At 45.6% G+C, this 22,904-nt stretch carries 23 protein-coding genes; 22 read left to right on the top strand and 1 reads right to left on the bottom strand.

Features of this window, described 5'->3' with window-relative positions; genetic code table 11:
- Nucleotides 1–14 precede the first annotated feature (14 nt).
- Both MHB56_RS04880 and MHB56_RS04875 read left to right on the top strand, forming a co-directional pair.
- Entirely contained in the window at nt 15–662 is a 648-nt protein-coding gene (locus MHB56_RS04880; RefSeq protein WP_341143337.1) for a DUF1405 domain-containing protein, read from the top strand.
- Between the two features lie 155 nt (nt 663–817).
- On the top strand, nt 818–1,720 hold the full coding sequence (locus MHB56_RS04875) for a sporulation protein YpjB (protein WP_341143336.1): 903 nt from the start codon (nt 818–820) through the stop codon (nt 1,718–1,720).
- A gap of 60 nt (nt 1,721–1,780) precedes the next feature.
- Here the strand turns inward: MHB56_RS04875 and MHB56_RS04870 are convergent, their stop codons facing one another.
- Nucleotides 1,781–2,650, bottom strand: coding sequence for a YitT family protein (locus MHB56_RS04870; protein WP_036676270.1), 870 nt, complete (start codon nt 2,648–2,650; stop codon nt 1,781–1,783).
- A 167-nt stretch (nt 2,651–2,817) separates the two neighbouring features.
- Here MHB56_RS04870 and MHB56_RS04865 point away from each other — a divergent pair, with 167 nt between their 5' ends.
- From MHB56_RS04865 to MHB56_RS04770, 20 genes are all read left to right on the top strand, one after another.
- The gene (locus MHB56_RS04865) at nt 2,818–3,147 is read left to right on the top strand and encodes a nucleotide pyrophosphohydrolase (protein ID WP_036676271.1); all 330 of its coding nucleotides are present in this window, start codon (nt 2,818–2,820) and stop codon (nt 3,145–3,147) included.
- A gap of 59 nt (nt 3,148–3,206) precedes the next feature.
- The gene (locus MHB56_RS04860) at nt 3,207–3,728 is read left to right on the top strand and encodes a tetratricopeptide repeat protein (RefSeq protein ID WP_036676272.1); all 522 of its coding nucleotides are present in this window, start codon (nt 3,207–3,209) and stop codon (nt 3,726–3,728) included.
- Nucleotides 3,729–3,762: 34 nt separating this feature from the next.
- Nucleotides 3,763–4,566 carry a 4-hydroxy-tetrahydrodipicolinate reductase gene (gene dapB, locus MHB56_RS04855; protein WP_036676273.1) on the top strand — a complete coding sequence of 268 codons (804 nt, stop codon included), beginning with the start codon at nt 3,763–3,765 and terminating at the stop codon, nt 4,564–4,566.
- 15 nt (nt 4,567–4,581) lie between these two features.
- A complete protein-coding gene (gene mgsA / locus MHB56_RS04850; protein WP_036676275.1) occupies nt 4,582–5,004 on the top strand; it encodes a methylglyoxal synthase in 423 nt (140 codons plus the stop codon).
- Nucleotides 5,001–5,693 carry a bacillithiol biosynthesis deacetylase BshB1 gene (gene bshB1, locus MHB56_RS04845; RefSeq protein WP_038572419.1) on the top strand — a complete coding sequence of 231 codons (693 nt, stop codon included), beginning with the start codon at nt 5,001–5,003 and terminating at the stop codon, nt 5,691–5,693. The genes mgsA and bshB1 overlap by 4 nt, the downstream gene beginning before the upstream one ends.
- 236 nt (nt 5,694–5,929) lie before the next feature.
- Entirely contained in the window at nt 5,930–7,090 is a 1,161-nt protein-coding gene (gene bshA, locus MHB56_RS04840) for an N-acetyl-alpha-D-glucosaminyl L-malate synthase BshA (protein WP_036676278.1), read from the top strand.
- A 10-nt stretch (nt 7,091–7,100) separates the two neighbouring features.
- On the top strand, nt 7,101–8,462 hold the full coding sequence (locus MHB56_RS04835; protein WP_341143335.1) for a CCA tRNA nucleotidyltransferase: 1,362 nt from the start codon (nt 7,101–7,103) through the stop codon (nt 8,460–8,462).
- Nucleotides 8,452–9,252 carry a biotin--[acetyl-CoA-carboxylase] ligase gene (locus tag MHB56_RS04830; protein WP_341143334.1) on the top strand — a complete coding sequence of 267 codons (801 nt, stop codon included), beginning with the start codon at nt 8,452–8,454 and terminating at the stop codon, nt 9,250–9,252. Before MHB56_RS04835 ends, MHB56_RS04830 begins: the two co-directional genes overlap by 11 nt.
- 336 nt (nt 9,253–9,588) lie before the next feature.
- Nucleotides 9,589–10,455, top strand: coding sequence for a 3-methyl-2-oxobutanoate hydroxymethyltransferase (gene panB, locus MHB56_RS04825; RefSeq protein WP_341143333.1), 867 nt, complete (start codon nt 9,589–9,591; stop codon nt 10,453–10,455).
- On the top strand, nt 10,456–11,346 hold the full coding sequence (gene panC, locus MHB56_RS04820; RefSeq protein ID WP_341143332.1) for a pantoate--beta-alanine ligase: 891 nt from the start codon (nt 10,456–10,458) through the stop codon (nt 11,344–11,346).
- On the top strand, nt 11,339–11,722 hold the full coding sequence (gene panD, locus MHB56_RS04815) for an aspartate 1-decarboxylase (protein WP_036676288.1): 384 nt from the start codon (nt 11,339–11,341) through the stop codon (nt 11,720–11,722). The genes panC and panD overlap by 8 nt, the downstream gene beginning before the upstream one ends.
- A gap of 111 nt (nt 11,723–11,833) precedes the next feature.
- Nucleotides 11,834–12,475 carry a tetratricopeptide repeat protein gene (locus MHB56_RS04810; RefSeq protein ID WP_341143331.1) on the top strand — a complete coding sequence of 214 codons (642 nt, stop codon included), beginning with the start codon at nt 11,834–11,836 and terminating at the stop codon, nt 12,473–12,475.
- Nucleotides 12,476–12,601: 126 nt separating this feature from the next.
- Nucleotides 12,602–15,463: an ATP-dependent DNA helicase DinG gene (dinG, locus tag MHB56_RS04805; protein ID WP_341143330.1), complete on the top strand. Its 2,862-nt coding sequence runs from the start codon at nt 12,602–12,604 to the stop codon at nt 15,461–15,463.
- A 136-nt stretch (nt 15,464–15,599) separates the two neighbouring features.
- On the top strand, nt 15,600–16,253 hold the full coding sequence (locus tag MHB56_RS04800) for a redox-sensing transcriptional repressor Rex (RefSeq protein WP_036676294.1): 654 nt from the start codon (nt 15,600–15,602) through the stop codon (nt 16,251–16,253).
- A complete protein-coding gene (locus MHB56_RS04795) occupies nt 16,240–17,541 on the top strand; it encodes an amidohydrolase (protein WP_076127547.1) in 1,302 nt (433 codons plus the stop codon). The genes MHB56_RS04800 and MHB56_RS04795 overlap by 14 nt, the downstream gene beginning before the upstream one ends.
- A 172-nt stretch (nt 17,542–17,713) precedes the next feature.
- Nucleotides 17,714–18,232 carry a cell wall elongation regulator TseB-like domain-containing protein gene (locus tag MHB56_RS04790; RefSeq protein ID WP_036676299.1) on the top strand — a complete coding sequence of 173 codons (519 nt, stop codon included), beginning with the start codon at nt 17,714–17,716 and terminating at the stop codon, nt 18,230–18,232.
- A 410-nt stretch (nt 18,233–18,642) separates the two neighbouring features.
- Nucleotides 18,643–19,185 (top strand): hypothetical protein, encoded by a 543-nt coding sequence (locus MHB56_RS04785; RefSeq protein ID WP_076297402.1) that lies wholly within the window; start codon nt 18,643–18,645, stop codon nt 19,183–19,185.
- Nucleotides 19,178–20,680, top strand: a complete 1,503-nt coding sequence (locus MHB56_RS04780; RefSeq protein ID WP_076276715.1) for an AAA family ATPase — start codon at nt 19,178–19,180, stop codon at nt 20,678–20,680. The genes MHB56_RS04785 and MHB56_RS04780 overlap by 8 nt, the downstream gene beginning before the upstream one ends.
- Nucleotides 20,681–20,813: 133 nt before the next feature.
- Nucleotides 20,814–21,686 (top strand): 3-hydroxyacyl-CoA dehydrogenase family protein, encoded by an 873-nt coding sequence (locus tag MHB56_RS04775; protein WP_036676304.1) that lies wholly within the window; start codon nt 20,814–20,816, stop codon nt 21,684–21,686.
- Nucleotides 21,683–22,891 (top strand): acetate/propionate family kinase, encoded by a 1,209-nt coding sequence (locus MHB56_RS04770; protein WP_036676305.1) that lies wholly within the window; start codon nt 21,683–21,685, stop codon nt 22,889–22,891. Before MHB56_RS04775 ends, MHB56_RS04770 begins: the two co-directional genes overlap by 4 nt.
- The last annotated feature ends 13 nt before the right edge of the window (nt 22,892–22,904 follow it).

Below are 22,904 nucleotides of genomic sequence, written 5' to 3'. Positions count from 1 at the left end.
GGTTAATAATCTGTATGCCAGTTCATTGGTTTAACAAACTGTTTAAGAACCGGGGAATTATCTGGTTGTTATTTATCGTAAATTTCCTGGGTACAATTTATGGTTACATATGGTATGGCAATCAACTGGAGTTCACTGCGGCTAATTATCCACACTGGCTGCTTCCATTTGTTCCGGATAGCCCAACCGCAAGTTTGTTTTTTACCTTGGCTCTGTTGCTGATGCTCTTCCCTCCAAAAAGCTACACAGGAAACAATGTAAGGGAACTTATTGAGGCTTTGGCGGTCGTTACGTCAGTGAAGTACGGGATATGGGCAGTGAGTATTATTTTTGCCGGGGGTTATCACGGTGATGTTTTGGTTTGGAAAGATTGGATGCTGGTAATCTCCCATACGGGGATGGCAGTTGAAGCATTGATTTATGCAAGGTTTTTTTCTTTCCGCAAAATGATTCCATTAGCCCTGCTTTGGACACTCGCCAACGATATGCTGGATTATTCTTACGGAATCTATCCGTGGTTACCTTCTGTTTTGAACGATTATGTTATACAGGTACAGTACTTTACACTGGCGCTTACGCTGCTTAGTGTTGCAGCTGCTTGGTTGTTTAGTAGAAGACAAAGACCGGTAGAGTCAATCTATCAGTTCAAGAATAGACGTTAGTAAGCAGTTCTATCCCTTGTCCCCCTGCCATACATTTAGAATTATAAGAAGCATAAGTTTTATACTATGCTTTATCCTTATAATTTTACGAGAAACGAATATCGTCTTTAAAAGACGACAACGTCGTTTCTTCTTAAGTAGGAGGGGGTTGTCTCATGCTCCGCGGGAGATATTATGTAGTGGTTGTTCTAGTATTCTGCTGGCTGCTGTCCAGTATGGATGTTGTAAAGGCTTCAGCAGCGCTAGAGGATGCTGGTGAAGGGTCTGGCAAAGCTTCGAAGCAAAGCGCCGACGTTAGTTCGGGCAACGGTTTGGCAGCAATGAGCGGAAAGACTGGAGCACAGCAGCTGGAACAAGCCGCTGAGGCATTGTATGGGTATGTTTTGGAAGGGGATGTAATGAAGGTCCGACAGGAGACCGAAGCGATCTCCAAGATCTTTGTGTCCTCATCCTTTGAAGGAATGACCTCTGTGGAGGGTATTAATGCATTGTCAGGGGTCATTATGGACCTGAGGGCTACCGTGGCAGGCGCGAAAATAAATCCACAGCAATGGGAAGCGGCAGCCGCCAAGCTACGTCTAGCTGCCAACAGTCTTAATCATCCGCGGCAGCCTATTTGGCTTCAGTACTACAAGCTGATTCGTGAGGATCTAAATGCGATGGAGCAAAGTGCGGTTGCAAATGATTTGGCGGGCTGGAAAACAGCTCTGGAAAGACTGCAGGGCAGGTATGATAACATCCGGCCGGCAGTGATTGTCTCCCGCCAGCCTGAAGTTGTGAATGTTTTTGATTCCTGGCTCTCATATGCGGCCGGCATTCCTTCGTCTTCACAAAAGGTTGAACGTGCCCGCCTGCTTGAAATTGTATCTTATGGTCAGGATGCGGTAAGAGTAATGTTCGGAAAAGAGAAGGATGAACCTGCTTTATCCTTGCCGCTGGCATCGCAAGAATTTGGGATTTGGGGAGGGTTAGCCGCAAGCTTCATTATAGCTGCGTTAGCCTATGTAGCCTATCGCAAGTACCGTGGTCAGAATCAGAATTGGAAGCCGATTCCGTAGGGTGAAATTATAAACAGTAAAAAGGAGTGTGGGCTTGAAATGGCCTACACTCCTTTTTATTTAGGTTTCTCGAAAGCCTTCTCCATGTACGTCGTGTACATCGCTAATAATTACGAAGGCGCGTGGATCAACGGATTTGACCAGCAGACTTAGCCGGCGGATTTCTTGCCTTGAGACTACACAGTACACCATATATTTGGCTTGCTTGGAATAAGCACCAATGGCAGGGATGAGGGTTACACCACGGTCCATTTCGGCTGTAATCAGATCGGCAATTTGCGGTGCATCATCACTGATAATCGTAAATGCCTTAGCAGCATAGGCACCTTCTTGGATAAAATCTATAACTCGTGATGAGATAAAAACTGCGACGAGTGTGTAAAGTATTTTTTCTTTAGGAATGTAGAGGATGGAAGAGCCAATAATAATAATGTCGATGGCCAAAATAATCTGCCCCATGCTCCAACCAAAATTCCGTCCCAGAATTCTTGCGACAATATCAACACCACCTGTTGTACCCCCAAAACGGAATACAAGCCCAAGCCCCGTTCCAAGCGTTACTCCTGCGTACAGTGCCGCAAGAATAAAGTCGTGTTCGGTACTGAAGGGGATAATCCATCCCGCAGTAATCATTCGTTCGAAAACCCACAGGAAAAAGGTCAACGCCCCAATCCCTACACCTGTATACACAATTTGCCGCCCGCCTAGAACTTTCCAGCCCAACAGAAACAAAGGAAGATTGATCAGCAGTGTGGATAAAAAGATGGGAATACTAAAGGCATAATTAAGGAGAAGTGTGATCCCGGTTACGCCGCCTTCCATCAACTGATTAGGAATGATGAAATACAGTAGCCCGAAGGCATATACTGCGGCTCCGAGCAAGATGGGAGCGACTGTCTTACTGATTGTAATTACCTTTTTTGAATTCATGAAATCCCTCGTTAGGCCTTTTGTAGGCAGTTTTTCTTTTCCTATAATAAGTATACCTTTTCTTGCGTGTGTTAAAATATTCAAAAAAGATTGTCTTCAAAACGTCTTTACGATAACATAGGGGCAAACAGAAGGCAAGATATACAGAGGGGGAGAAGTTACATTTTATGGACAAAAGTCTTGGTGACATACAGCGTGAAGTAGACGCTTATATATCGCAGTTTAAGGAAGGGTACTTCAGTCCACTCTCTATGCTGGCCCGCATGTCCGAGGAAGTCGGAGAACTGGCTAGAGAGGTCAATCATGAGTTCGGCGAGAAGCCTAAGAAGTCTGATGAAGCTGAGAATTCCATTGAACTTGAACTGGGAGATATTCTGTTTATTACCGTTTGTTTTGCAAATTCTCTAGGGATAGACCTGACGGAAGCGCATAATAAGGTAATGCATAAATTTAATACCCGTGATGCGGGACGTTGGACACCGAAAGACACCGATTAGGCCTCTATAACATATGCTGTACCAAACGAACGGGATTTAGCCGTGAGGATGGTGTGTATATGGATCATAAGGATTATGTAAGAGAGGCTTACCGCTCGATATTGCGCAGTGACTTTGCCGAAGCTATTGTTTGCTTCGAGTCTGCAATTGCAGCAAGCCCTGCTGATGCCGAGGTTAGATATCGTTGTTCCATAACGTATGCCCGCAGTGGTATGCTAGATAAAGCTTTAGTTCATGCTCAGGCTGCTGTAAAGCTGGACACCAGCAAACCTGAGTATAGTCTGCATCTGCAGCATTTGCAGGCTATGATGCATGTACAAGAAGCCAAACGGTTGATAGAAGATGAAGACAACAAAACTCGCAACCCTTATCATCCGATTACACTGCTCAAAGAGGCTATTACCCTTGATCCATTATATGGGGATGCTTATGTATGGCTTGCTATCGCGCATAGCCGAGTGAATGAACATTTACAAGCTATGACTGCCTTAAAAGAAGTGATTTCGTTACATCCGGATGATTCTGGCTTGCGGGAATTGATGAGAGACCTTCAGAAATCCATACAATCGTATATGCAATAACTATATAACTAGTGAGAGCGAGGATGGAAAAAATATGAATAACAAGATCAGGGTCGTTGTATCCGGCGCAGGCGGAAGAATGGGTAAAGAGGTTGTTAAACTTGTATTGCAGGACGAAGAGCTGGAGTTAGCAGCAGCAGTAGATCGTTCTTCGGGCGATATTGATGCAGGGCGTCTGGTAGGTCTGGAAGACTCAGGCGTTATTGTAACTTCTGATCTTGAGGCCGCCCTCGCGGGAAGCAATGGAGATGTCCTTGTGGATTTCACTACACCGCAGTCAGCGTATACGAATACAGCGCTAGCTATTAAGTACGGAGTGCGTCCGGTTATCGGTACAACCGGATTCACACCGGAGCAGATGGTGGAACTGGACAAGCAGTGTCAAGAACAGGGGATTGGCGGACTTATTGCTCCGAATTTCTCCATTGGAGCTATTCTATTGATGAAATTTGCGGCACAAGCTTCAAAGTACTTCCCGCATCTGGAAATTATAGAGTATCATGGTGACCAGAAACTGGATGCTCCATCCGGAACTGCGGTCAAAACCGCAGAAATGATTTCGGAAGTTCGTGAGGAACTTCGTCAAGGTAATCCTAAAGAAGAAGAAACCATTGAAGGTGCCCGTGGTGGTTACTATAACGGATTCCGGATACATAGTGTCCGTCTTCCTGGTGTGTTTGCTCAAGAAGAAGTGATTTTTGGTGGATTCGGACAATCCTTGAAGATTCGCCATGATTCTTATGAGCGTGCAGGATATATGCCAGGCGTTAAGATGGGTATTGAAAAGGTAATGGGATATACAGGCTTGATCTATGGATTCGAGCACTTTATAGAATAGACAGGAGAGAACACCATGTTAAAGATCGCATTTATTGCCCACGATCGTAAAAAAGATGAAATCGTAAATTTTGTATTAGCTTATGAACATGTGTTTGAAGGTCATGAACTTTTTTCTACAGGGACTACTGGCCAACGAATTATGGATGTAACTAACTTGAAAATTCATCGTTACATGTCTGGTCCATTAGGTGGAGATCAGCAAATCGGTGCAATGGTAGCACAGGATGAACTGGATCTTATTATTTTCATGCGTGATCCATTAATGGCGCAGCCACACGAACCTGATATTTCAGCTCTGCTTCGTCTATGTGACGTATACGGAATACCGGTAGCTACGAATATTGCCACAGCGGAGGTTCTTGTGAAGGCGATTGATCGTGGTGATTTTGCTTGGCGTGCACTGGTTCACAAATACAAACCAGGTGTTGATGAATGAAGCTGGACATTCTTGTATTTGGTGCGCATGCAGATGATGCTGAGATTGGTATGGCAGGAACAATTGCAAAGCATACCGCTGCGGGACTTAAGGTGGGACTTTGCGATTTAACAGCCGCGGAAATGTCATCGAACGGTACAGTAGAACTTCGCAAGCAAGAAGCGCAGCAAGCTGCAGACCTTCTCGGAGCATCCGTGCGGACAAACCTGGGTCTGCCAGATAGAGGGCTTTTTATTACAGCAGAGCATGTGGCGGCTGTGACTGCTGAAATTCGCCGCTTTTCTCCTACGATAGTTTTTGCTCCTTATTGGGAGGATCGTCATCCCGATCATATCGCCTGTAGCAAGCTGGTGGAAGAGGCTGTTTTTAATGCCAAGCTACGTAAATATATGCCGGACAAGCCGGCAATTCCTGCTCCACAGCTGTACTTCTATTTTATCAATGATTTAGGACGTACCGATCTTATTGTTGATGTTACTGAGCAATATGGCTTGAAGGAGCAGGCGTTGTCCTGCTATCGCTCGCAGTTCACCAAACCTCCGGGTGAGGATGCTGTATCCACACCGTTAACGGAAGGCTACATTGAACGAGTCCGTTCGAGAGATATGCTGCTTGGCCAGCGCAGGCTGATTCCTTATGCAGAAGGGTTTGCAACCAAGGTACCTCATACGGTGGAATTGTTTACTTAAGGAACGGATATAACGAAGTTTGTATGATAATATAATAAGCTGATTATGATTGATCCAGGAGCGCTTGGAATTAATACGCCATTGCGCTCCTGAGAGCTTTTTTTGAACAGCTTAGAGAAATGAAGTCCTGTGTGATTTTGAAAGAAACGGTGTTCGCTTCGCTTTTTTGAAAGCGGCCGACAAACAATAGATGATTCATTACACGAATCAATACTGGAGAAGAAGGAGACAGGAAGATGGATCGTATGCTAAAAATAGGAATTACCTGTTATCCGTCTCTTGGCGGTTCAGGCGTAGTTGCGACTGAATTAGGTAAACTCTTGGCCGAGAAGGGTCATGAAGTTCATTTTATTACACATAGTATCCCGTTCCGGTTAGGAACGTTTCAGAAAAATATTTTTTACCATGAGGTAGAAGTAAACGATTATTATGTATTCCGCTATCCTCCGTACGATCTAGCGCTTGCTACGAAGATGGCTCAGGTTGCCAAAATGCAAAATCTGGATCTTCTCCATGTTCACTATGCAGTTCCACACGCAGTGTGTGCTTTCCTTGCAAAGCAAATGCTTGGGAACGATATGAAGGTTGTAACGACTTTGCATGGTACGGATATAACGGTGCTTGGTCAGGATGAATCGCTTAAAGATTTGATTCGTCTGGGGATTAATGAAAGTGATGCCGTTACGGCGGTCTCTCAGGATCTTATTAGAGAAACACGGGACGTACTCGATATTACCCGCGACATTGATCTCACTTATAACTTCGTGGATCATCGGGTTTATTATCCGCGTGATGTAACGGATCTGCGGGGAGATTTCGCAGCGCCTGATGAGAAGATTCTGATGCATATCAGTAATTTCCGTCCTGTAAAAAGAGTCAGCGATGTTGTTGACGTATTTGCCAAAGTGAATCGTGAACTGCCTTCACGCCTGCTGCTTGTAGGTGAAGGTCCGGATCTTCCCAAAATTCAAGCCAAAATTAGCGAAATGGGTCTGGAAGATAAAGTTCGTTTTCTGGGAAGGCAGGATGAAATCGCTCAGGTGATCTCTTTAGCTGATCTGCTTCTGCTACCTTCCGAGAAGGAAAGCTTTGGTCTGGTTGCTCTGGAAGCAATGGCTTGTGGCGTACCGACGATTGGCTCGCAAACCGGAGGCATCCCTGAGCTTATAGAGCATGGAAAGACTGGATTCCTTGCACCGATTGGCGATACAACAGCTATGGCTAAATATGCAGTTAAGCTCCTTTCGGATGAACGTATGGTGCAACAGTTCAGAGAAGCTTGTTTACAAACAGCCTGCAAAGATTTCTGTAAGGATTCAATAACGAAACAATATGAAGATATTTATTACCGGGTGCTGGGGCGCAAGGTACTTGGACTGGACCCGGTTCGGGGGTAAGGAGTCATATATGGAATGGACAATGGCACCTTCTGCGATGGCAATTGCAGCGGAGATTGTAATTTCCGAGTTAACCCAAAATGGCCACGAGGCTTATTGGGTTGGAGGATGTATTCGCGATGAGCTATTGGGTAGGCCAGTGCATGATATGGATATTACAACCTCAGCACTGCCGGAGGAAGTGATAGCTATCTTTGCGCGCAGTGTGCCAACAGGATTAGCTCATGGTACGGTCACCGTGATACAGGATGGCTGTGGGTTTGAAGTGACGACATACCGGACAGAGAGTGGTTATGTAGACCACCGTCGTCCTGAGCATGTTTTTTTCGTCAACGATGTGAAGGAGGATCTTCGTCGTCGTGATTTCACGATCAACGCGATTTGCTGTGGATTAAATGGGGAACTTATTGATCCTTTTGAGGGTGAGAAGGATCTACAGCTGCAGGTGATTCGCTGTGTAGGCGATGCGGAGGAGCGGTTTGACGAAGATGCGCTTCGCATGCTTCGCTGCATTCGTTTTGCATCGGTGCTGGATTTCTCCATCGCGAAGAACACGTGGAGGGGCCTGATGCGCCAGCGGGATAAGCTGGCGCATATTGCTGTGGAGCGTGTCCGCGCGGAGCTGGACCGTATCGTCGAGGGGCCGCATCCTCTGCGCGGCCTCGGCATGCTAGCGCGCTGCGAGCTGCTGGCGCGCGGCAAAGCCCCGTTCCCCTGGACCGGAACCGATATGGCGGCTGCTGCCGCCTTAACGGCCGGGATCGGGGAACTGGAGAGCGCCCGCCTGCGGTGGGCGCTTCTCCTCCATGCCCTGAAGCAATCGGCCCAAGAGGCCGATGTGCTGCTGCGGGCATGGACGTTCTCGGGGACGACGCGGAGCGGCGTCGTCCAGGTGCTGCGGGTCCGCGAAGCTTGGACCGCTGCAATAGAGGCCATGCCGCCGGGTACGGGCGGCATGGAAGGTCTGCGGCGGCAATGGATCGCCGCCGTGCTGGCCTTCGGCGTGGAAGCTGCCGAAGCGTGGCTCTCGCTGCTGGCGATCCTGCCAGCCGCCGCACCTGCGCTTCCCGCTGTGGTTTCACCAGCGGCCTCTTCTGCCTTTTCCGTCGTGGAATCGTCAGAGGCCTCAACCTCACCTGCCACTGTAAATGTACAAGCGGCAAGAGAATGGATCGCTCAAATGCCGCTAACCAGCCTTTCAGAGCTTGAGATTACAGGCAATGAGCTGGTGGAGGCTTTGGATAAACGTCCGGGACCATGGCTAGGCAAAATGTTAAATGGACTCCTGCAAGCGGTCGCTTCAGGTGATTTACCTAACGATAAACAATTATTGCTGCTTGAAGCAAAAAGGATGGATGGACATGAGCGATGATAAAGCGCTGTCGCTAACTGAGCTGAAGCGAGAGACCTCCGCTTCGAATTGGGTAGGCGACATTCAGTTGCTGGAATCTGTGGTGTCCACTCAAGAAGAAGCTAAGTTTTTAGCGGAAAACGGCGCGCCGGAAGGGACAACAGTCATCGCGGAGGAACAGACGGGTGCCCGCGGCCGAATGGGAAGAAAGTGGTTTTCTCCCCGTGGCAAGGGCATTTGGATGAGTATTGTGTTACGGCCCCAATTACCCTTGTCGGAGACTCCGCAGCTGACATTGCTGGCTGGGGTTGCCGTCTGTAAGGCAATTCGACGGGTAACAGGTGTAGATGCCGGCATCAAATGGCCGAATGATCTGCTTGCAGGCGGTCGTAAGATTTGTGGGATTTTACTCGAATCTTCTCTAAGAGAAAGGGAGCTTCATTATTGCATTGCTGGAATTGGCATTTCCGCGAACATGACAGAGGAAGATTATCCTGATCATCTGCAGGAGGTCGCGACTTCACTTCGGATTGAGCGGGGTGGTGCTCCAGTTGACCGTTCTGAGCTGGTAAAAGCGGTTTTGGACGAGCTGGAGATGCATTACAATTTGTACATGAAGCAAGGTTTCAAACCCATCAAAGAGCTCTGGGAGTCCATGTCAGTGACTTTGGGCCGCCAGATCGCACTGAATAGCCCTCAGGGGCGTTCTGAAGGTGTGGTAGTAGGTTTGGATGAAATAGGTGGTCTGCTGCTTAAAAACAGCTTGGGAGAGATCTCTAACGTATGCTCAGGTGAGATTGAACTTTTATAATATTTTTTATATGACAAGGGTATCATCCCTTGTCATATTTTTTTCGTGTAATTCCGAGCTTTTTTTGTTATACTATGGGTCGGAGGCGGTATCGTTTAACGAACTGTACTCTTGAACTGAAGAACTTTTTTATATTTTTATTATTGGAAATACCTTCATAACTGCGTTTGACGGTTACGTTGGATTCTGCTCTGAGCCGTAAGGACCGAGACAGAAGGGACGATCGCAAGTGACTCTTTTTTGCCCTTCGGACCTTTTTAGCAAATGATTGCTAAAAGGTTTTTTTGTTGCGATTTTTACGGGCAGGTTACTTAAAAAAGGAGGACGAAAAGAGAAATGGCAAACAAACAAGCGCTAAATATTGTAAAAATGAAAAAAATGAAAGCAGAAGGTGTGCCCCTGAGCATGCTGACCGCTTATGATTATCCGTCTGCAGTTCTTGCAGAAGAAGCAGGTATCGACCTTATTTTGGTTGGTGACTCTCTTGGGAATGTAGTCCTTGGATACGATACAACTTTACCGGTAACGATTGAAGATATGGTGTACCATACCCGCTCGGTAACCCGAGGAGCACAAAGCACCTTTATCGTGGCCGATATGCCATTTATGACTTATCACGGAAGTGTAGATGAAACTCTGCGGGGAGTGCGCAGATTAATGCAGGAAGGGCGGGCTCATGCCGTCAAAATGGAAGGCGGACTCGAGATTTGTGAGACTGTAGCTACGGTTGTAGCTGCGGGAGTCCCTGTACTGGGACATATCGGGCTTACGCCTCAATCCGTGAATATGATTGGTGGCTACCGGATTCAAGGCAAAGATGCCAAAGATGCTCAACGTCTGATGGATGAAGCTAAGGCGCTTGAGGCCGCAGGTGCTTTTGCAATCGTTCTGGAGCTGGTAACGGAAGAAGTAGCCCAAGCGATCTCTGAAGCGCTTAGCATCCCAACCATTGGGATCGGTGCAGGCCGTTACTGTGATGGACAGGTATTGGTTTTCCATGATTTGCTGCGGTATGCCTCACCTTACCGTGAGAAACGTTTTGTCAAAACCTATGCGGAAGTGGGTAATGTAATCCGTGAGGGCATCAGCCAATATGTGAAGGAAGTGAAGGAACGTTCCTTCCCAGATGAAGACCACGTTTTTAATGCAGATGAAACGGTTTTGGAATCTTTATATGGCGCTGCAAGAAAGGAAGGGAAATAAATGAGAGTCGTCAGAAGCATTGAGCAGCTGCGCGAAGCTTTGGAGTATATGAGACAAGGTGGCCACGCCCCGATTGGGTTCGTTCCTACAATGGGATATTTGCATGACGGACATGCCAGTCTGCTTCGCCGGGCTGGAGAAATGAGCAACACAGTGGTAATGAGCATTTTTGTGAATCCTTTGCAATTCGGGCCAAACGAGGATTATGATTCCTATCCGCGTGACGAGCGTCGTGATTTGGAACTCGCTGAACGTGAGGGAGTAGATATTGTATTTATCCCCAGTGTGGAAGAAATGTATCCGCAGCCTACTCGGACTACGGTCTCGGTCTCGGGACTTACTACCCGGCTTTGTGGGGCTTCCCGCCCTGGGCATTTTGATGGTGTAACCACAGTGGTTAATAAATTCTTCAATATCGTACAGCCGGATTATGCTTTCTTTGGGCTGAAGGATGCTCAACAAGTTGCTGTGCTTCGCCGAATGGTGTACGATCTTAATATGAATGTCGAAATTATTCCTTGTCCGATCGTTCGTGAAGGGGATGGACTTGCACTTAGCTCACGTAACGTATTCTTGTCTCCAGAGGAGCGTAGTCAGGCATTGGTGTTATCTCGTTCCTTACGTGAAGCACGTCAGTCCATTGAAGAAGGAAAAGTAACAACCGTTGCTGAAGTGCGGGAATTGTTGACATCGGTTATTTCCAGCTCTCCTTTAGCGGTGATTGATTACGCGGAGATCTTAACATTCCCGGATCTTGAAGGATTAGAGGATGAAGCTCTTTTATCAGAAGTGGATGGGGAAATTATTATAGCGCTCGCCGTAAAGTTTGGCAGAACACGCTTGATTGATAATAATGTATTTATTCCAAAGGAGGTTGCTGCACTTGTTTAGACATATGATGAAATCCAAAATTCACCGCGCAACAGTAACGGAAGCGAATTTGAACTATGTGGGCAGTATTACCATTGATGAGAGCTTGATGGAAGCCGCGGACATTCTTGAGAATGAAAAAGTTCAAATTGTGGATAACAATAATGGTTCGCGACTGGAAACCTATGTAATCCCTGGACCGCGTGGAAGCGGAGTGATCTGTCTTAATGGTGCCGCAGCTCGTCTTGTTCAGCCGGGCGATACAGTAATTATCATTTCGTATGCGATGTTGTCCTCGGAAGAACTGGAGTCACATAAGCCAACGGTGGTATTCGTGGATGAGAATAACAAACCAGTGAAGCTGGCTGATCATGAATTGCATGCTACAATCGCTTAATGTATGGACTTACGCCATGTAATGAATGGCAGGGATGAAAGACCCCGATCTCGCAGAAAATGAAGTCAGGCAAGCTGAACTGATTTCATCTTCAGTAAGGGGGGATCGCCCATGTTTCAACATTTGTTTGCTGAAATGAACAAGGTGCTTCAGGAGATCGTAACAGATTACCCTACAGCGGAGGGTGCCCGCCGGAACGAGCTTTTATGCAATTATAATATGCTGCATAGACTGAGCGATAAAGTGATGGATGAATGGCTCGCTTTCGCTGAGAAGCTTAGTTCCTTTCGCGAAAGTGCGGATTTTACAGCAGTTGTCGAAGAGGAAGTGCCGGAACAGGAAGCACCAGAGCTGTGTATGGATTCCTTTGTAAGAGGTCAGGGGTATTATAAGCTGCTGATGTATGGAAAGTGTATTGATCAGTTTAAAGAAGTTATTGCGCAATACCCGGATAGCTTGGCTGCTCGATTATATTTAGCCATCTCTTATCTGCAGGAAGGTGACGGTGAGTCCGCTTGGAGTCATCTGAACCATATGCTGGGCTTGATACGGGAAACCAAGCTGAAAGCCATGGTTTATAATGCTTTAGGCTGCATACGAGCCTCACAGGAACGTTTCGATGAAGCGCAGGAATTGTTTGATCTTGCTTTGCAGCATGACCCTGCGCTTCCGGAACCAAACGTTAACTTAGAGGTATGCCGCCGTCGTGGAGGGAAGCTGCACTTTGGAAATCAGCTGGTTTCCCTTTTGTAAAAGAATAACGGTTTTGGAAATTTCCATTCAAGCGATGCATCCCCTGAACCAGTGGTGTGCATCGCCTTTTTTCGCAACTTCTGTTATGCTGATTAAGAGTCTCAATTGAAAGGGAATAGAATTATAATGAAATTTGCCGTGCTTGATTTTGAAACAACAGGAACCCAATCCGTGGGTGAAATTATCCAGGTTGGCCTTGCAATTATAGAAGAAGACCGGTCCATCTCCCGGGTATATGGTTCCTATGTCAAGCCCGGAACGCCGATTCCTCCTTTTATAACAGGTCTGACGGGGATTACCGATGATGATGTGAAGGATGCGCCTGAGCTGGATGAGATGATGATGGAGCTTGTTCCGCTCTTGGATGATGTTGTGCTTGTAGGGCATAATGTTGCTTTCGACTTCCATTTTTTACAAAATGCTTTAGATCGTTGTGGCTATTTGCCATTTCAAGGGCGGATTTTGGATACGATTGATTTTCTCAAATTTTGCTTTCCTTCGCTCACATCTTATCAGCTAGGCTCTGTCAGTGCTCATTTTGGAGTGACGCATGATCGTCCGCATCAGGCAGATAGTGATGCACTTGCGACTGCTTTAGTGCTGTTGAAATGTCTTGAGGAGCTCTACGAGCTGCCGCTGCTTACGATCCAGAGACTCTGTGAGCTGTTTACCGAAGAGGATAGTGATCTGGGCTGGTACTTTGATGGTCTGCTGCGAGAGCGGGAAGCGGAGACGCTACAGCCCGAAGGTGATCTGACTTTCTATCGTCAATTAGCGCTTGCAGTAGGAGACTGGACGGAGTTAGCGCCACCTAGAGATGAGCATGCTGAGAATCCGCTAGCGAATTTATCTTTTACTGATTATATGGACGAAGTAACCAAACGACTTAAAGACACATTACCGCAGTATGAAAGCCGGGAAGCTCAGGATATTATGATCAATGAGGTGATGACGGCACTTGCCGAAGACAAACACCTACTGATCGAAGCGGGCACAGGAACCGGTAAATCGCTCGGTTATTTGTTGCCTGCCATTTATCAAAGCGTTCGCACCAATGAAAAAGTCATGGTCAGCACTCATACTATTAATCTGCAGGACCAATTGCGCGAGCGGGATATCCCTTTGTTAACGCAGGTAGTTCCTTTTCCGTTTAAAGCTGCTATTTTTAAGGGAAGAGGACATTATTTGTGTCTGCGTAAGTTTGAGCATAAAATTAATAAAAAGGACTTTATAAGCCCAAGGGAAGATGCGCTTACTGCCGCTCAGATGATCGTATGGCTCACTCAAAGTGAATCAGGGGATGATGAAGAGCTGAATTTAAGCGGCCGGGGTGGTGATTTCTGGGAGACGGTGGCAAGCGATACCGACTCCTGTCTGGGCCGTTCCTGTCCGTGGTTCCGCAAATGTTATTATCATAGGGCTAAGCATGAAGCTGGGATTGCTGACGTGGTCATTACAAACCACTCTAAGCTATTCGCAGATGTTAAGGCTGGGCACCAGCTGCTTCCGGCTTACGAGCATCTTGTCATTGATGAAGCACATCATTTAGAAGATGTGGCTGGTAAACATCTTGGCATGCATATGAAGCATTTCACTGTGGCACACACGTTATCGCGACTGTATAAAGATAGCCGAAACGGACAGCTTCCTGCTCTGCGCCAGATATTACAGTCGTCAGGCAGTGAAGAGGCTTCAGAATGGAGCGGAGTCATCGATCGGATTTACCCGGATCTGCTTACCGTCAAAGAAACCTGGGATGCACTCAGCGACAAGCTGTTCAGCCTTTTGCCGGAACGCAGTGATGCAGGGGCGGGGGAAGCGGGACAACTGGTTATGCGGTTGCTTCCCGCCCGTAAGCCGAAGGATTGGGATGAATTAGTTGCGCTAGAGAACACTATGAATCTGACGTTAAGCGACATCATCCGTAAGGGTGATAAAATGCTTAACGAGATGCGTGACCAGGAAAGCCAATCCTCAGCAGACAGTCTTGTTACTGATATTAGCGGTTTATTTAAGGATTTGGCTTCCATCCGTGAGCAAGTAAGATTCTTTATGGGGCTGAATGACGATAATGTAGTATATTGGCTGGAGGCAAATGGAAATTACCGCAGCAAATCACTACAGCTGTATGCCGTCCCTGTGGATGTTAGCAGCCAGCTTAAAGAGTTGTTCTTCGATAAGAAAAAAAGCATCGTGCTTACCTCGGCGACGCTGTCTGTAGATAAATCTTTTCAATTTATGATTGATAATCTCGGACTTAACGAAGCTGCGGAAGAGGGACGTCTAATGACCTCACTCCTTCCATCTCCCTTTAAGTATCGTGAGCAGGCACTGTTAGTTATACCGCGTGATTTTCCTAGTGTGAAGGGCAGTGTGGGCGATGCTCGATTTGTCGATACACTCGTACAGTCATTATCGGAAGCTGCTAAAACAACACGTGGGCGGATGCTGGTTCTGTTTACTTCTTATAAAATGCTGCGTCAGGTATATGATCCGCTTAAAGAGGCTTTGGCCTCACAAGAGATTACGGTGCTTGGTCAAGGCGTGGAAGGTGGCAGCCGGAGTAAGCTGATCCGCCGCTTTCAGGACAGTGCAGCATCCGTTCTGCTGGGGACGAGCAGCTTCTGGGAAGGTGTAGATATTCCAGGTGAAGCACTGACTTGCCTGGCCATCGTGAGACTTCCGTTTCAACCGCCGAATCACCCGTTGGCGGAAGCGAAGTCGGAGTTATTGCAGGCCCAGAAGAAGAATCCGTTCATGAAATTATCTGTTCCTCAAGCGGTTATTCGTTTTAAGCAGGGATTCGGAAGACTGGTTCGCACGGCGCAGGATCGCGGAATAGTTATTGTTTATGATACAAGGGTTATTGAATCTCATTACGGAAAGTATTTCCTTTATTCATTGCCTGGTCCCAAAATGGAGCATATGCTTACTGATCAAATGGTCCCTCGCATAGCGGAATGGCTAGAGGATGGCGGCGCTTCTTAAAACGCTCGTCTTCAGTTTAGCTTTAGCTCCTCCTTATCCTTAAGGGCGGTCTGTTACAGTACCGCCCTTAGTAAGGAGAGGTAGACGTTTGAATATGGATTTACACAAGAACATTATTATTTTTAGGAGGAAAAATATGAAATCGGATAAAATATCAGAAGCCGTTGTTCGCAGACTACCTGTGTACTTGCGTTTTTTGAATGATCTCCAGAATCGCGAAATATTAACAGTTTCCTCTCAGGAACTTGGACAAAAGCTTGATCTTAATCCCGCACAGATTCGTAAGGATTTAGCATATTTTGGTGACTTCGGCAGAAAAGGTATCGGCTACGATGTAACGTATCTTATTGAGAAAATCCGTCATATCCTAAAGCTGGATCAACAGCTTAATGTAGCTTTAGTTGGAGCAGGTAATCTCGGACATGCCTTGTCTAATTACAATGCATATCTTAAAGATACTATGAAAATCACGGCTATATTTGATTCGTACGCTCCTAAGGTTGGACGTAAGATCAACTCCCTTACTGTGCAACCGATGGATGAACTAGGCAGCACGATTCGTGAGCAAGGTATTCGCATTGCCATTATTACCGTACCTGATTCAGAAGCTCAAAATGTAGCAGATATTCTCATTTCTTCTGGGATTGAAGCGATTTTGAACTTTGCCCCTGTGATTCTGAAGACACCACCGAATATCCGGGTGCATGCAGCTGATTTTACAACTGATCTGCAAAGTCTTGCTTATTACTTGCGGGATGGAAAGGAAGAAAGCGAACATGAACAACAATAAAACGATAATTAAGGGCGGGTATTTTCTGACTCCGGGAACGGATGAGCCGGTTCTGAGTGGATATATGACTATTGAAGATGATTTAATCACTTACATAGGAAAAGAAGAGCCTCAGATGGAAGCTGGAGTGCAAGTGGTTGATGGCAGCCGTCTGCTGTTCATGCCTGGACTTGTAAACACACATGGTCATGCGGCGATGTCTTTGCTGCGTGGATATGGAGATGATTTAGCGCTACAAGTGTGGCTTCAGGAGAAGATGTGGCCGATGGAGGAAAAGTTCACCGGTGATGATGTATACTGGGGAACCTCCTTATCTGTATTGGAAATGCTGAAGGGTGGAACTACGACCTTCCTCGATATGTATGATCATATGGACCGAGTAGCCGAGGTAGCTGAGTTATCAGGTATCCGTTCCGTATTGATGCGTGGTGTGATCGGGTTATGTCCAGAGGATGTACAGAATCACAAGCTTGCGGAAGCGATTTCTTTTGCCCGTAACTGGCATGGAAAGGCTGACGGTAGAATTACTACTATGATCTCGCCACATGCCCCTTATACTTGCCCTCCGGACTTCCTGGTTAAGTTCGTGCAGGCAGCGCATGATCTGGATTTACCGATGCATACGCATATGTCCGAAACGAAACGTGAAGTGGAACAAAATGTGGCGGATTACGGGTTGCGTCCTGTAGCTCACTTAGAGAAGCTTGGAATGTTCACACGTCCCTCGATAGTTGCACATGGTGTTCATTTAAATGATGAAGAGATTGAGATCTTGGCTCGCCATAATGTGGGTGTATCTCATAATCCGGGCAGTAATTTGAAGCTGGCTAGCGGAGTGGCTCGGGTTACTGATCTTCTAAAAGCTGGTGTGAAGGTGTCTCTTGGCACGGATGGCGCGGCAAGCAACAATAACTTGGATATGTTTGAAGAGATGCGGCTTGCAGCTCTCATTCATAAGGGTGTCAGCGGTGATCCAACGGCTGTTCCAGCTCCAGAGGCTCTGCGTATGGCTACAGAATATGGCGCACAGTCCATCTTTTTAAATAATGTAGGCAGACTTGCTGTAGGGATGAAAGCTGATTTCATTGCTATTGATATCGATCAGCCGCATTTGCTGCCACACACAGATCTGTTGTCTCATGCAGTTTACTCTGCTAGCGCTAAGGATGTTGAGCATGTGTGGGTGAATGGTAAACAGGTCATCAAGCATGGACAATGCTTAACCCTGGATGAGGAAGCTATCCGGCGTAAAGCGCAAGAAGCCTTCGAAGGTTTATTGAAGCGTTAAGTCTGGAGAATAACGAATAAATAATAGGCTGCGACTTTTTGCTTTTAGCAAAAGTTGCGGCCTTTTGTGCATTTTTAAGACTGGGAAAGCTAGAAAATTATGAAATTTTGGATAAACACGCGGGTGTGTTATATAATCAAAAAAGATATATTACTAGAAAGGGAGCTGTACCTTGAAGAAAAGGAAAAAATGGATCCTCCTGGGGTCAGTTCTGATTCTGCTCCTGGGGTTTGGACTTATCCAGTTCTATGCCTATATTATGAAAGATCAATGGAACGAGCGTGATATCGCTAAGGATGTTGCCAAAACCAGAGCGGGTCTAACAGAGGTAACTAAAGCACAAAAATCGGTTTGGGATGAAAATGCAGTGTACTGGGTTTTAACAGGAAAAAATGAAGCCGGGACTGCTCTTATGGTCTGGGTCCGCTTTACGGTAGATGGAAAATTTGCTGAAGGCGACGACGCAGTGTTTGCTGAGGAACTAAGTAAAGGAACCTCGGAAGCCCAAATACGCGGCATTATCAAAGCTGATCTTCCGGACATAACGATTGAACGCTTGCTGCCGGGAGTATATAACGGAGAGTATGCTTGGCAGCTTTTTTATAAACAGAGCGGTCGGTATTATTATCAATTTTATCGGTTTTCGGATGGGTCCCGAATGGGTGAAGGTTACAGTTTACCTAAAAGTTAAGCCGAACATAAGGAAATTAAGGGTGGCATAGTAAACAAGCGAACTTATTATAAGTTCGCTTGTTTACATTTATTTGATGTACAAAAGTGATATACTAAGTGATATACTGAATGGGTGGTTATCACCGAATATTCTCTTAAATTCACATACAAAAATAGGCCGATTGATTAAAAATCAAGGTCGGTTTTGTCGAAAGTGAGGAATATATTTGGTATTGATGGAAATTTTTAAAAAATTAAATTTTAAATATATTCACATTTATTTTGAAATTAGTATATACACCTGTGATATACTACTACTTGTAATTAGAACAGCAATAAGAGACTTCAGTCTCTCTGATGAGCTCTCAAATAGCTATAGATTATTATAATGAGCTTTATATTTTGTCATCTTTGAGAGGAGGACGTTTCTTGAAATTACGTCTTGTACCTGTGCTGATAACGTCTCTACTGTCGGCTACTCTATTGTTTGGTGGCTTCTTTTTGTATCGTCAGTTTGCAATGCAGGAACCACTTCAGAAGATTGTATCTCAATATGAGGGCGTCAATAATTCTCATATCAGTATTAACCGCAATGAGGTCACTTTGAAACTTGATCTCCAGCCAGGCACGAAATTACGTGAACTGGTTCAGTACGTCTCCAAAGAAGGAAAATCGATGATTGATGGACGTACACTGAAACTTGATGTAGAACAGAACTCCAGTGAACTGCTGGATGAATACTGGGATAAAGCGATGTTCTCTGTAGCTGAAGCCATGGAGAGCCGTAAATATACACTTATACCCACAGAACTTGATGGACTCAAAGCGCAATATCCGCAATATAAAAATGTGATAGCCTCAACAGAAATTGACGACAATAATGTCTATGTAAGCTTGAGTAATGGAAAAGAAAGCAAATTTATTATTTTGCCGCGTAAACCTGCGACATTGGGGGTATGGAATAATGCCTAAATACCTTAAAGAAATTCTAATTGGATTTGTTCCTGTCTTGTTTATTTTTATGGCTTTTCTAGGCATTAATATATTCCCGATTGTAATTGCTGCTGGGATGCTCACGGCTTTACTTATCATTGCTCATTTAAGAGGCGGACTTGCGGTAAATGCAGGTGCCGGGAAGAAACGCAAGAAGGATGGACCTTCAAAGCTCACTTTTGAAGAAATTGGCGGGCAAGACAATGCAAAGCAGGAGCTTCGTGAAGCGTTGGATTTTTTGATCCGGCATGAGGAAATCAGCAAATTCGGGATTCGGCCTTTGAAAGGGATTCTGCTTACAGGCCCTCCAGGAACAGGTAAGACCCTTATGGCTAGAGCAGCAGCACATTATACGAACTCTGTATTTGTGGCAGCATCAGGCAGTGAGTTTGTAGAAATGTACGTAGGTGTCGGTGCCGGCCGTATCCGCGATTTGTTTAAGGATGCCCGTACCCGCGCCCTTAAGGAAAACAAGCAAAGCGCTATTATTTTCATAGATGAAATTGACGTAATTGGCGGTAAGCGTGAGGGCGGACAGCAGCGAGAATATGATCAGACCTTGAATCAGCTGTTGACTGAGATGGACGGGATCTATAACAACGAAACACCACGCATTCTACTGGTAGCAGCCACTAACCGTAAAGAAATGCTTGATTCAGCATTGCTGCGTCCTGGCCGGTTTGACCGTCATATTCAAGTGGACATGCCTGATAAAAAAGGCCGCAGATCGATTCTCGAATTGCATGCCAAAAATAAGCCGCTTCATGCCAATGTGAACCTCGACAAAATTTCCGAAGAAGCCTATGGTTTTTCCGGTGCTCAGCTCGAAAGTGTTATGAATGAGGCAGCAATTTATATGATGCGTGAGGAATTGACAGAGGTTGAGCAGCGGCATCTGTCGATGGCGATTGACAAGGTTATGATGGGGGAAAAAACGGACAGAGAAACTAACCACGAAGAGAAAAAACGTGTGGCGATCCACGAATTGGGACATGCCATTATGGCAGAACTGCTTCGTCCGGGAAGTGTCAGTCAGGTTACGCTGACTCCGCGGGGGCAAGCCCTTGGTTATGTACGTCACAATCCTCAGCAAGAGCAGTATCTGTACACCAAAGATTATCTCGAAGATCAGATTATGATCGCACTTGGTGGAGCGGCTGCAGAAGAGATGTATTATGGCGGACGAAGCACAGGTTCACGTGGCGATTTTGATCAGGCCCTGAATATTGTCGAAACCATGATGAAATCCGGATTGACTTCGTTGGGTATTGCCAAGCTGGAAATGGTTACCACTGAAGAGCTTATGAAGGAAAACAGTAAAATATTGGACGAGTTGATGGTACGTACTCACGACCACCTTGAAAAGCAACGAAATGTATTTGATTACTCCCTTGACATTTTAATGAAGGAAGAAGTGCTCTCTGGAGAGCAATTTCGATGTCAATTTCGTGACAGCGTGCGTTTACCAGCATAAATATTTATGCTGGTTATTTTTTTTTACTTTTCAGGCATGCTAAGATATCATTATATGTCGGGCTTTATAAATTTTTGCGACAGACAAGGTACAATACAAAAGTATAGATACCTGAAAGGATGGAGACTTTTTTATGAATTTCAAGAAAATTGGTGTCATCGGCGGTGGCACAATGGGACAAGGGATTGCCGAAATGCTGGCAGCCAAGGGCCTGGATGTATTGCTGGTGGAGAAAACCCCTGAGAAACTGGACTACTCCTACGAAATGATCGAGACAAGTCTAGATAAGCAACTGGAGAAATGGGCGATCACTCAAGCTGAGAAGAAGCTGATTCTTAGCCGCATTCAAAAAGTGACACATTTCGCAGAGCTGAGCTCTTGTGACATGGTTATCGAAACAATCGTTGAGGATTTGGAAGAAAAGAAAAAAATATTGAATCAACTGGATCAAGTATGTCCAAACCACATTATTCTTGCCAGCAATACGTCAACACTTAGCTTGACTGAACTTGCAAGTTCTACAATGTATCCGGAACGCGTGATCGGAATGCATTTCATATACCCTGTAGCTAAAGTGGATCTTGTTGAAATTGTACGCGGTCTGAAAACTTCAGATGCTACTTTTGAAGATACAAAATCCTTTGTTGATGAAATTGTTGAGAAAAAAGGTGTAATGATTTATGAATCCCCAGGATTTGTAACATCACGCCTCATTTGCTTGTTTATCAACGAAGCTATGCATGTACTGCAAGAGGGCGTTGCCTCCGCACAGGATATTGACGATGCTATGCGTATTGGTTATCAATTCCAATATGGACCGCTTGAAATGGCTGACAGATTTGGTCTGGATTCGGTTCTTGCTGCACTCGAAAATATGTTCCGTGAATATGGTGAGCTGAAATATCGTCCTTCCACGATCCTTAAGAAGATGGTGCGTGCAGGACAATTAGGTATGAAATCAGGCGAAGGCTTCTTCCAGTACGACAAGGATGGTGACCGTATATGAATATTCTAGTAATTAACTCCGGTAGTTCTTCTTTAAAATATCAATTGTACAATATGGCTGATGAATCCGTTTTGGCTAAAGGTTTGGTGGAACGTATCGGGATGGATTCCTCCATTCTGAACCATAAACCTACTGGTAAAGCTGAAGTAACAGAAGTAAGTGAAATTTTGGAGCATAACACAGCGATTCGTAAAGTTCTAGCTTGCCTAACGGATAAAGAGCATGGCGTTATTGAATCCATTAAAGAAATCAATGCTGTGGGTCACCGTGTAGTACATGGTGGTGAATTCTTCAAAGCTTCCGCACTTGTGGACGCTGATGCCAAGACTAAAATTCGTCAGTTGTTTGACCTTGCACCCCTGCATAACCCAGCAGCAATGATGGGGATTACGGCTTCTGAAGTAAATATGCCGGGTGTACCGCAGGTTGTTGTATTCGATACTGCATTCCATCAAACAATGCCTGAAAAAGCTTATATGTACGCGATTCCTAGAGTACTGTACAATAAATATAAAGTTCGTCGTTATGGCGCACACGGTACATCACACGACTTCGTAAGCAAAGCTGCTGCGGAGTACTTGGAGCGTCCGTTGGAAGATCTGAAGATCATTACTTGTCATATCGGTAACGGAGGTAGTGTAACTGCAGTTCAAGATGGAGTGTCTGTGGATACTTCCATGGGTATGACTCCTCTGGAAGGTTTGATGATGGGTACTCGCAGTGGTGATCTTGATCCAGCAATTGTACCTTACGTGATGAACAAGGAAGAATTGTCCGTAGGCGAAGTTAACTCCATGTTGAACAAACATAGTGGACTTCTAGCAATTTCGGGCGTAAGCAGTGATATGCGTGATATTATTGAGGGTATGGAAAAAGGTGAGCCTAATTCCACGCTAGCTTTTGAAATGTATGAGTACCGCTTGCGCAAGTATATCGGTTCTTATGCGGCTGCTATGAACGGTGTAGATGCTATCGTATTCACTGCTGGTGTTGGTGAAAATGCTTCATTGCTACGTGAGAAACTGCTAAATAACCTTACGTTCCTGGGTATTGAGTTGGATGTTGAAGCTAATAAAGTTCGCTCCGGCGACCCGCGTCGTATCTCTACGGTAGATTCCAAAGTGCAGGTGCTTGTAGTTCCGACTAACGAAGAGCTTGTCATCGCACGTGATACAAACCGTATTGTGCAAGGAATTAACGGCTAAATTAGAGGAGAGA

It is taken from the genome of Paenibacillus sp. FSL H8-0315, assembly GCF_038005365.1.
Classification (GTDB): Bacteria; Bacillota; Bacilli; order Paenibacillales; family Paenibacillaceae; genus Paenibacillus_AQ; species Paenibacillus_AQ odorifer.
The sequence above is the reverse complement of the archived record's forward strand: the minus strand, read 5'-3'. Positions and strand labels throughout refer to the sequence as shown.

Excerpts from the sequence above, each read along its gene's own strand:
- panC (WP_341143332.1), top strand. The coding sequence starts at position 10,456 with ATGAGAGTCGTCAGAAGCATTGAGCAGCTGCGCGAAGCTTTGGAGTAT.
- MHB56_RS04830 (WP_341143334.1), top strand. The coding sequence starts at position 8,452 with ATGAGCGATGATAAAGCGCTGTCGCTAACTGAGCTGAAGCGAGAGACC.
- MHB56_RS04865 (WP_036676271.1), top strand. The coding sequence starts at position 2,818 with ATGGACAAAAGTCTTGGTGACATACAGCGTGAAGTAGACGCTTATATA.
- MHB56_RS04860 (WP_036676272.1), top strand. The coding sequence starts at position 3,207 with ATGGATCATAAGGATTATGTAAGAGAGGCTTACCGCTCGATATTGCGC.
- bshB1 (WP_038572419.1), top strand. The coding sequence starts at position 5,001 with ATGAAGCTGGACATTCTTGTATTTGGTGCGCATGCAGATGATGCTGAG.
- panB (WP_341143333.1), top strand. The coding sequence starts at position 9,589 with ATGGCAAACAAACAAGCGCTAAATATTGTAAAAATGAAAAAAATGAAA.
- MHB56_RS04835 (WP_341143335.1), top strand. The coding sequence starts at position 7,101 with ATGGAATGGACAATGGCACCTTCTGCGATGGCAATTGCAGCGGAGATT.
- MHB56_RS04880 (WP_341143337.1), top strand. The coding sequence starts at position 15 with ATGCCAGTTCATTGGTTTAACAAACTGTTTAAGAACCGGGGAATTATC.
- MHB56_RS04875 (WP_341143336.1), top strand. The coding sequence starts at position 818 with ATGCTCCGCGGGAGATATTATGTAGTGGTTGTTCTAGTATTCTGCTGG.
- mgsA (WP_036676275.1), top strand. The coding sequence starts at position 4,582 with ATGTTAAAGATCGCATTTATTGCCCACGATCGTAAAAAAGATGAAATC.
- MHB56_RS04775 (WP_036676304.1), top strand. The coding sequence starts at position 20,814 with ATGAATTTCAAGAAAATTGGTGTCATCGGCGGTGGCACAATGGGACAA.
- MHB56_RS04780 (WP_076276715.1), top strand. The coding sequence starts at position 19,178 with ATGCCTAAATACCTTAAAGAAATTCTAATTGGATTTGTTCCTGTCTTG.
- dapB (WP_036676273.1), top strand. The coding sequence starts at position 3,763 with ATGAATAACAAGATCAGGGTCGTTGTATCCGGCGCAGGCGGAAGAATG.
- MHB56_RS04810 (WP_341143331.1), top strand. The coding sequence starts at position 11,834 with ATGTTTCAACATTTGTTTGCTGAAATGAACAAGGTGCTTCAGGAGATC.
- MHB56_RS04800 (WP_036676294.1), top strand. The coding sequence starts at position 15,600 with ATGAAATCGGATAAAATATCAGAAGCCGTTGTTCGCAGACTACCTGTG.
- MHB56_RS04870 (WP_036676270.1), bottom strand. The coding sequence starts at position 2,650 with ATGAATTCAAAAAAGGTAATTACAATCAGTAAGACAGTCGCTCCCATC.
- dinG (WP_341143330.1), top strand. The coding sequence starts at position 12,602 with ATGAAATTTGCCGTGCTTGATTTTGAAACAACAGGAACCCAATCCGTG.
- MHB56_RS04770 (WP_036676305.1), top strand. The coding sequence starts at position 21,683 with ATGAATATTCTAGTAATTAACTCCGGTAGTTCTTCTTTAAAATATCAA.
- bshA (WP_036676278.1), top strand. The coding sequence starts at position 5,930 with ATGGATCGTATGCTAAAAATAGGAATTACCTGTTATCCGTCTCTTGGC.
- MHB56_RS04795 (WP_076127547.1), top strand. The coding sequence starts at position 16,240 with ATGAACAACAATAAAACGATAATTAAGGGCGGGTATTTTCTGACTCCG.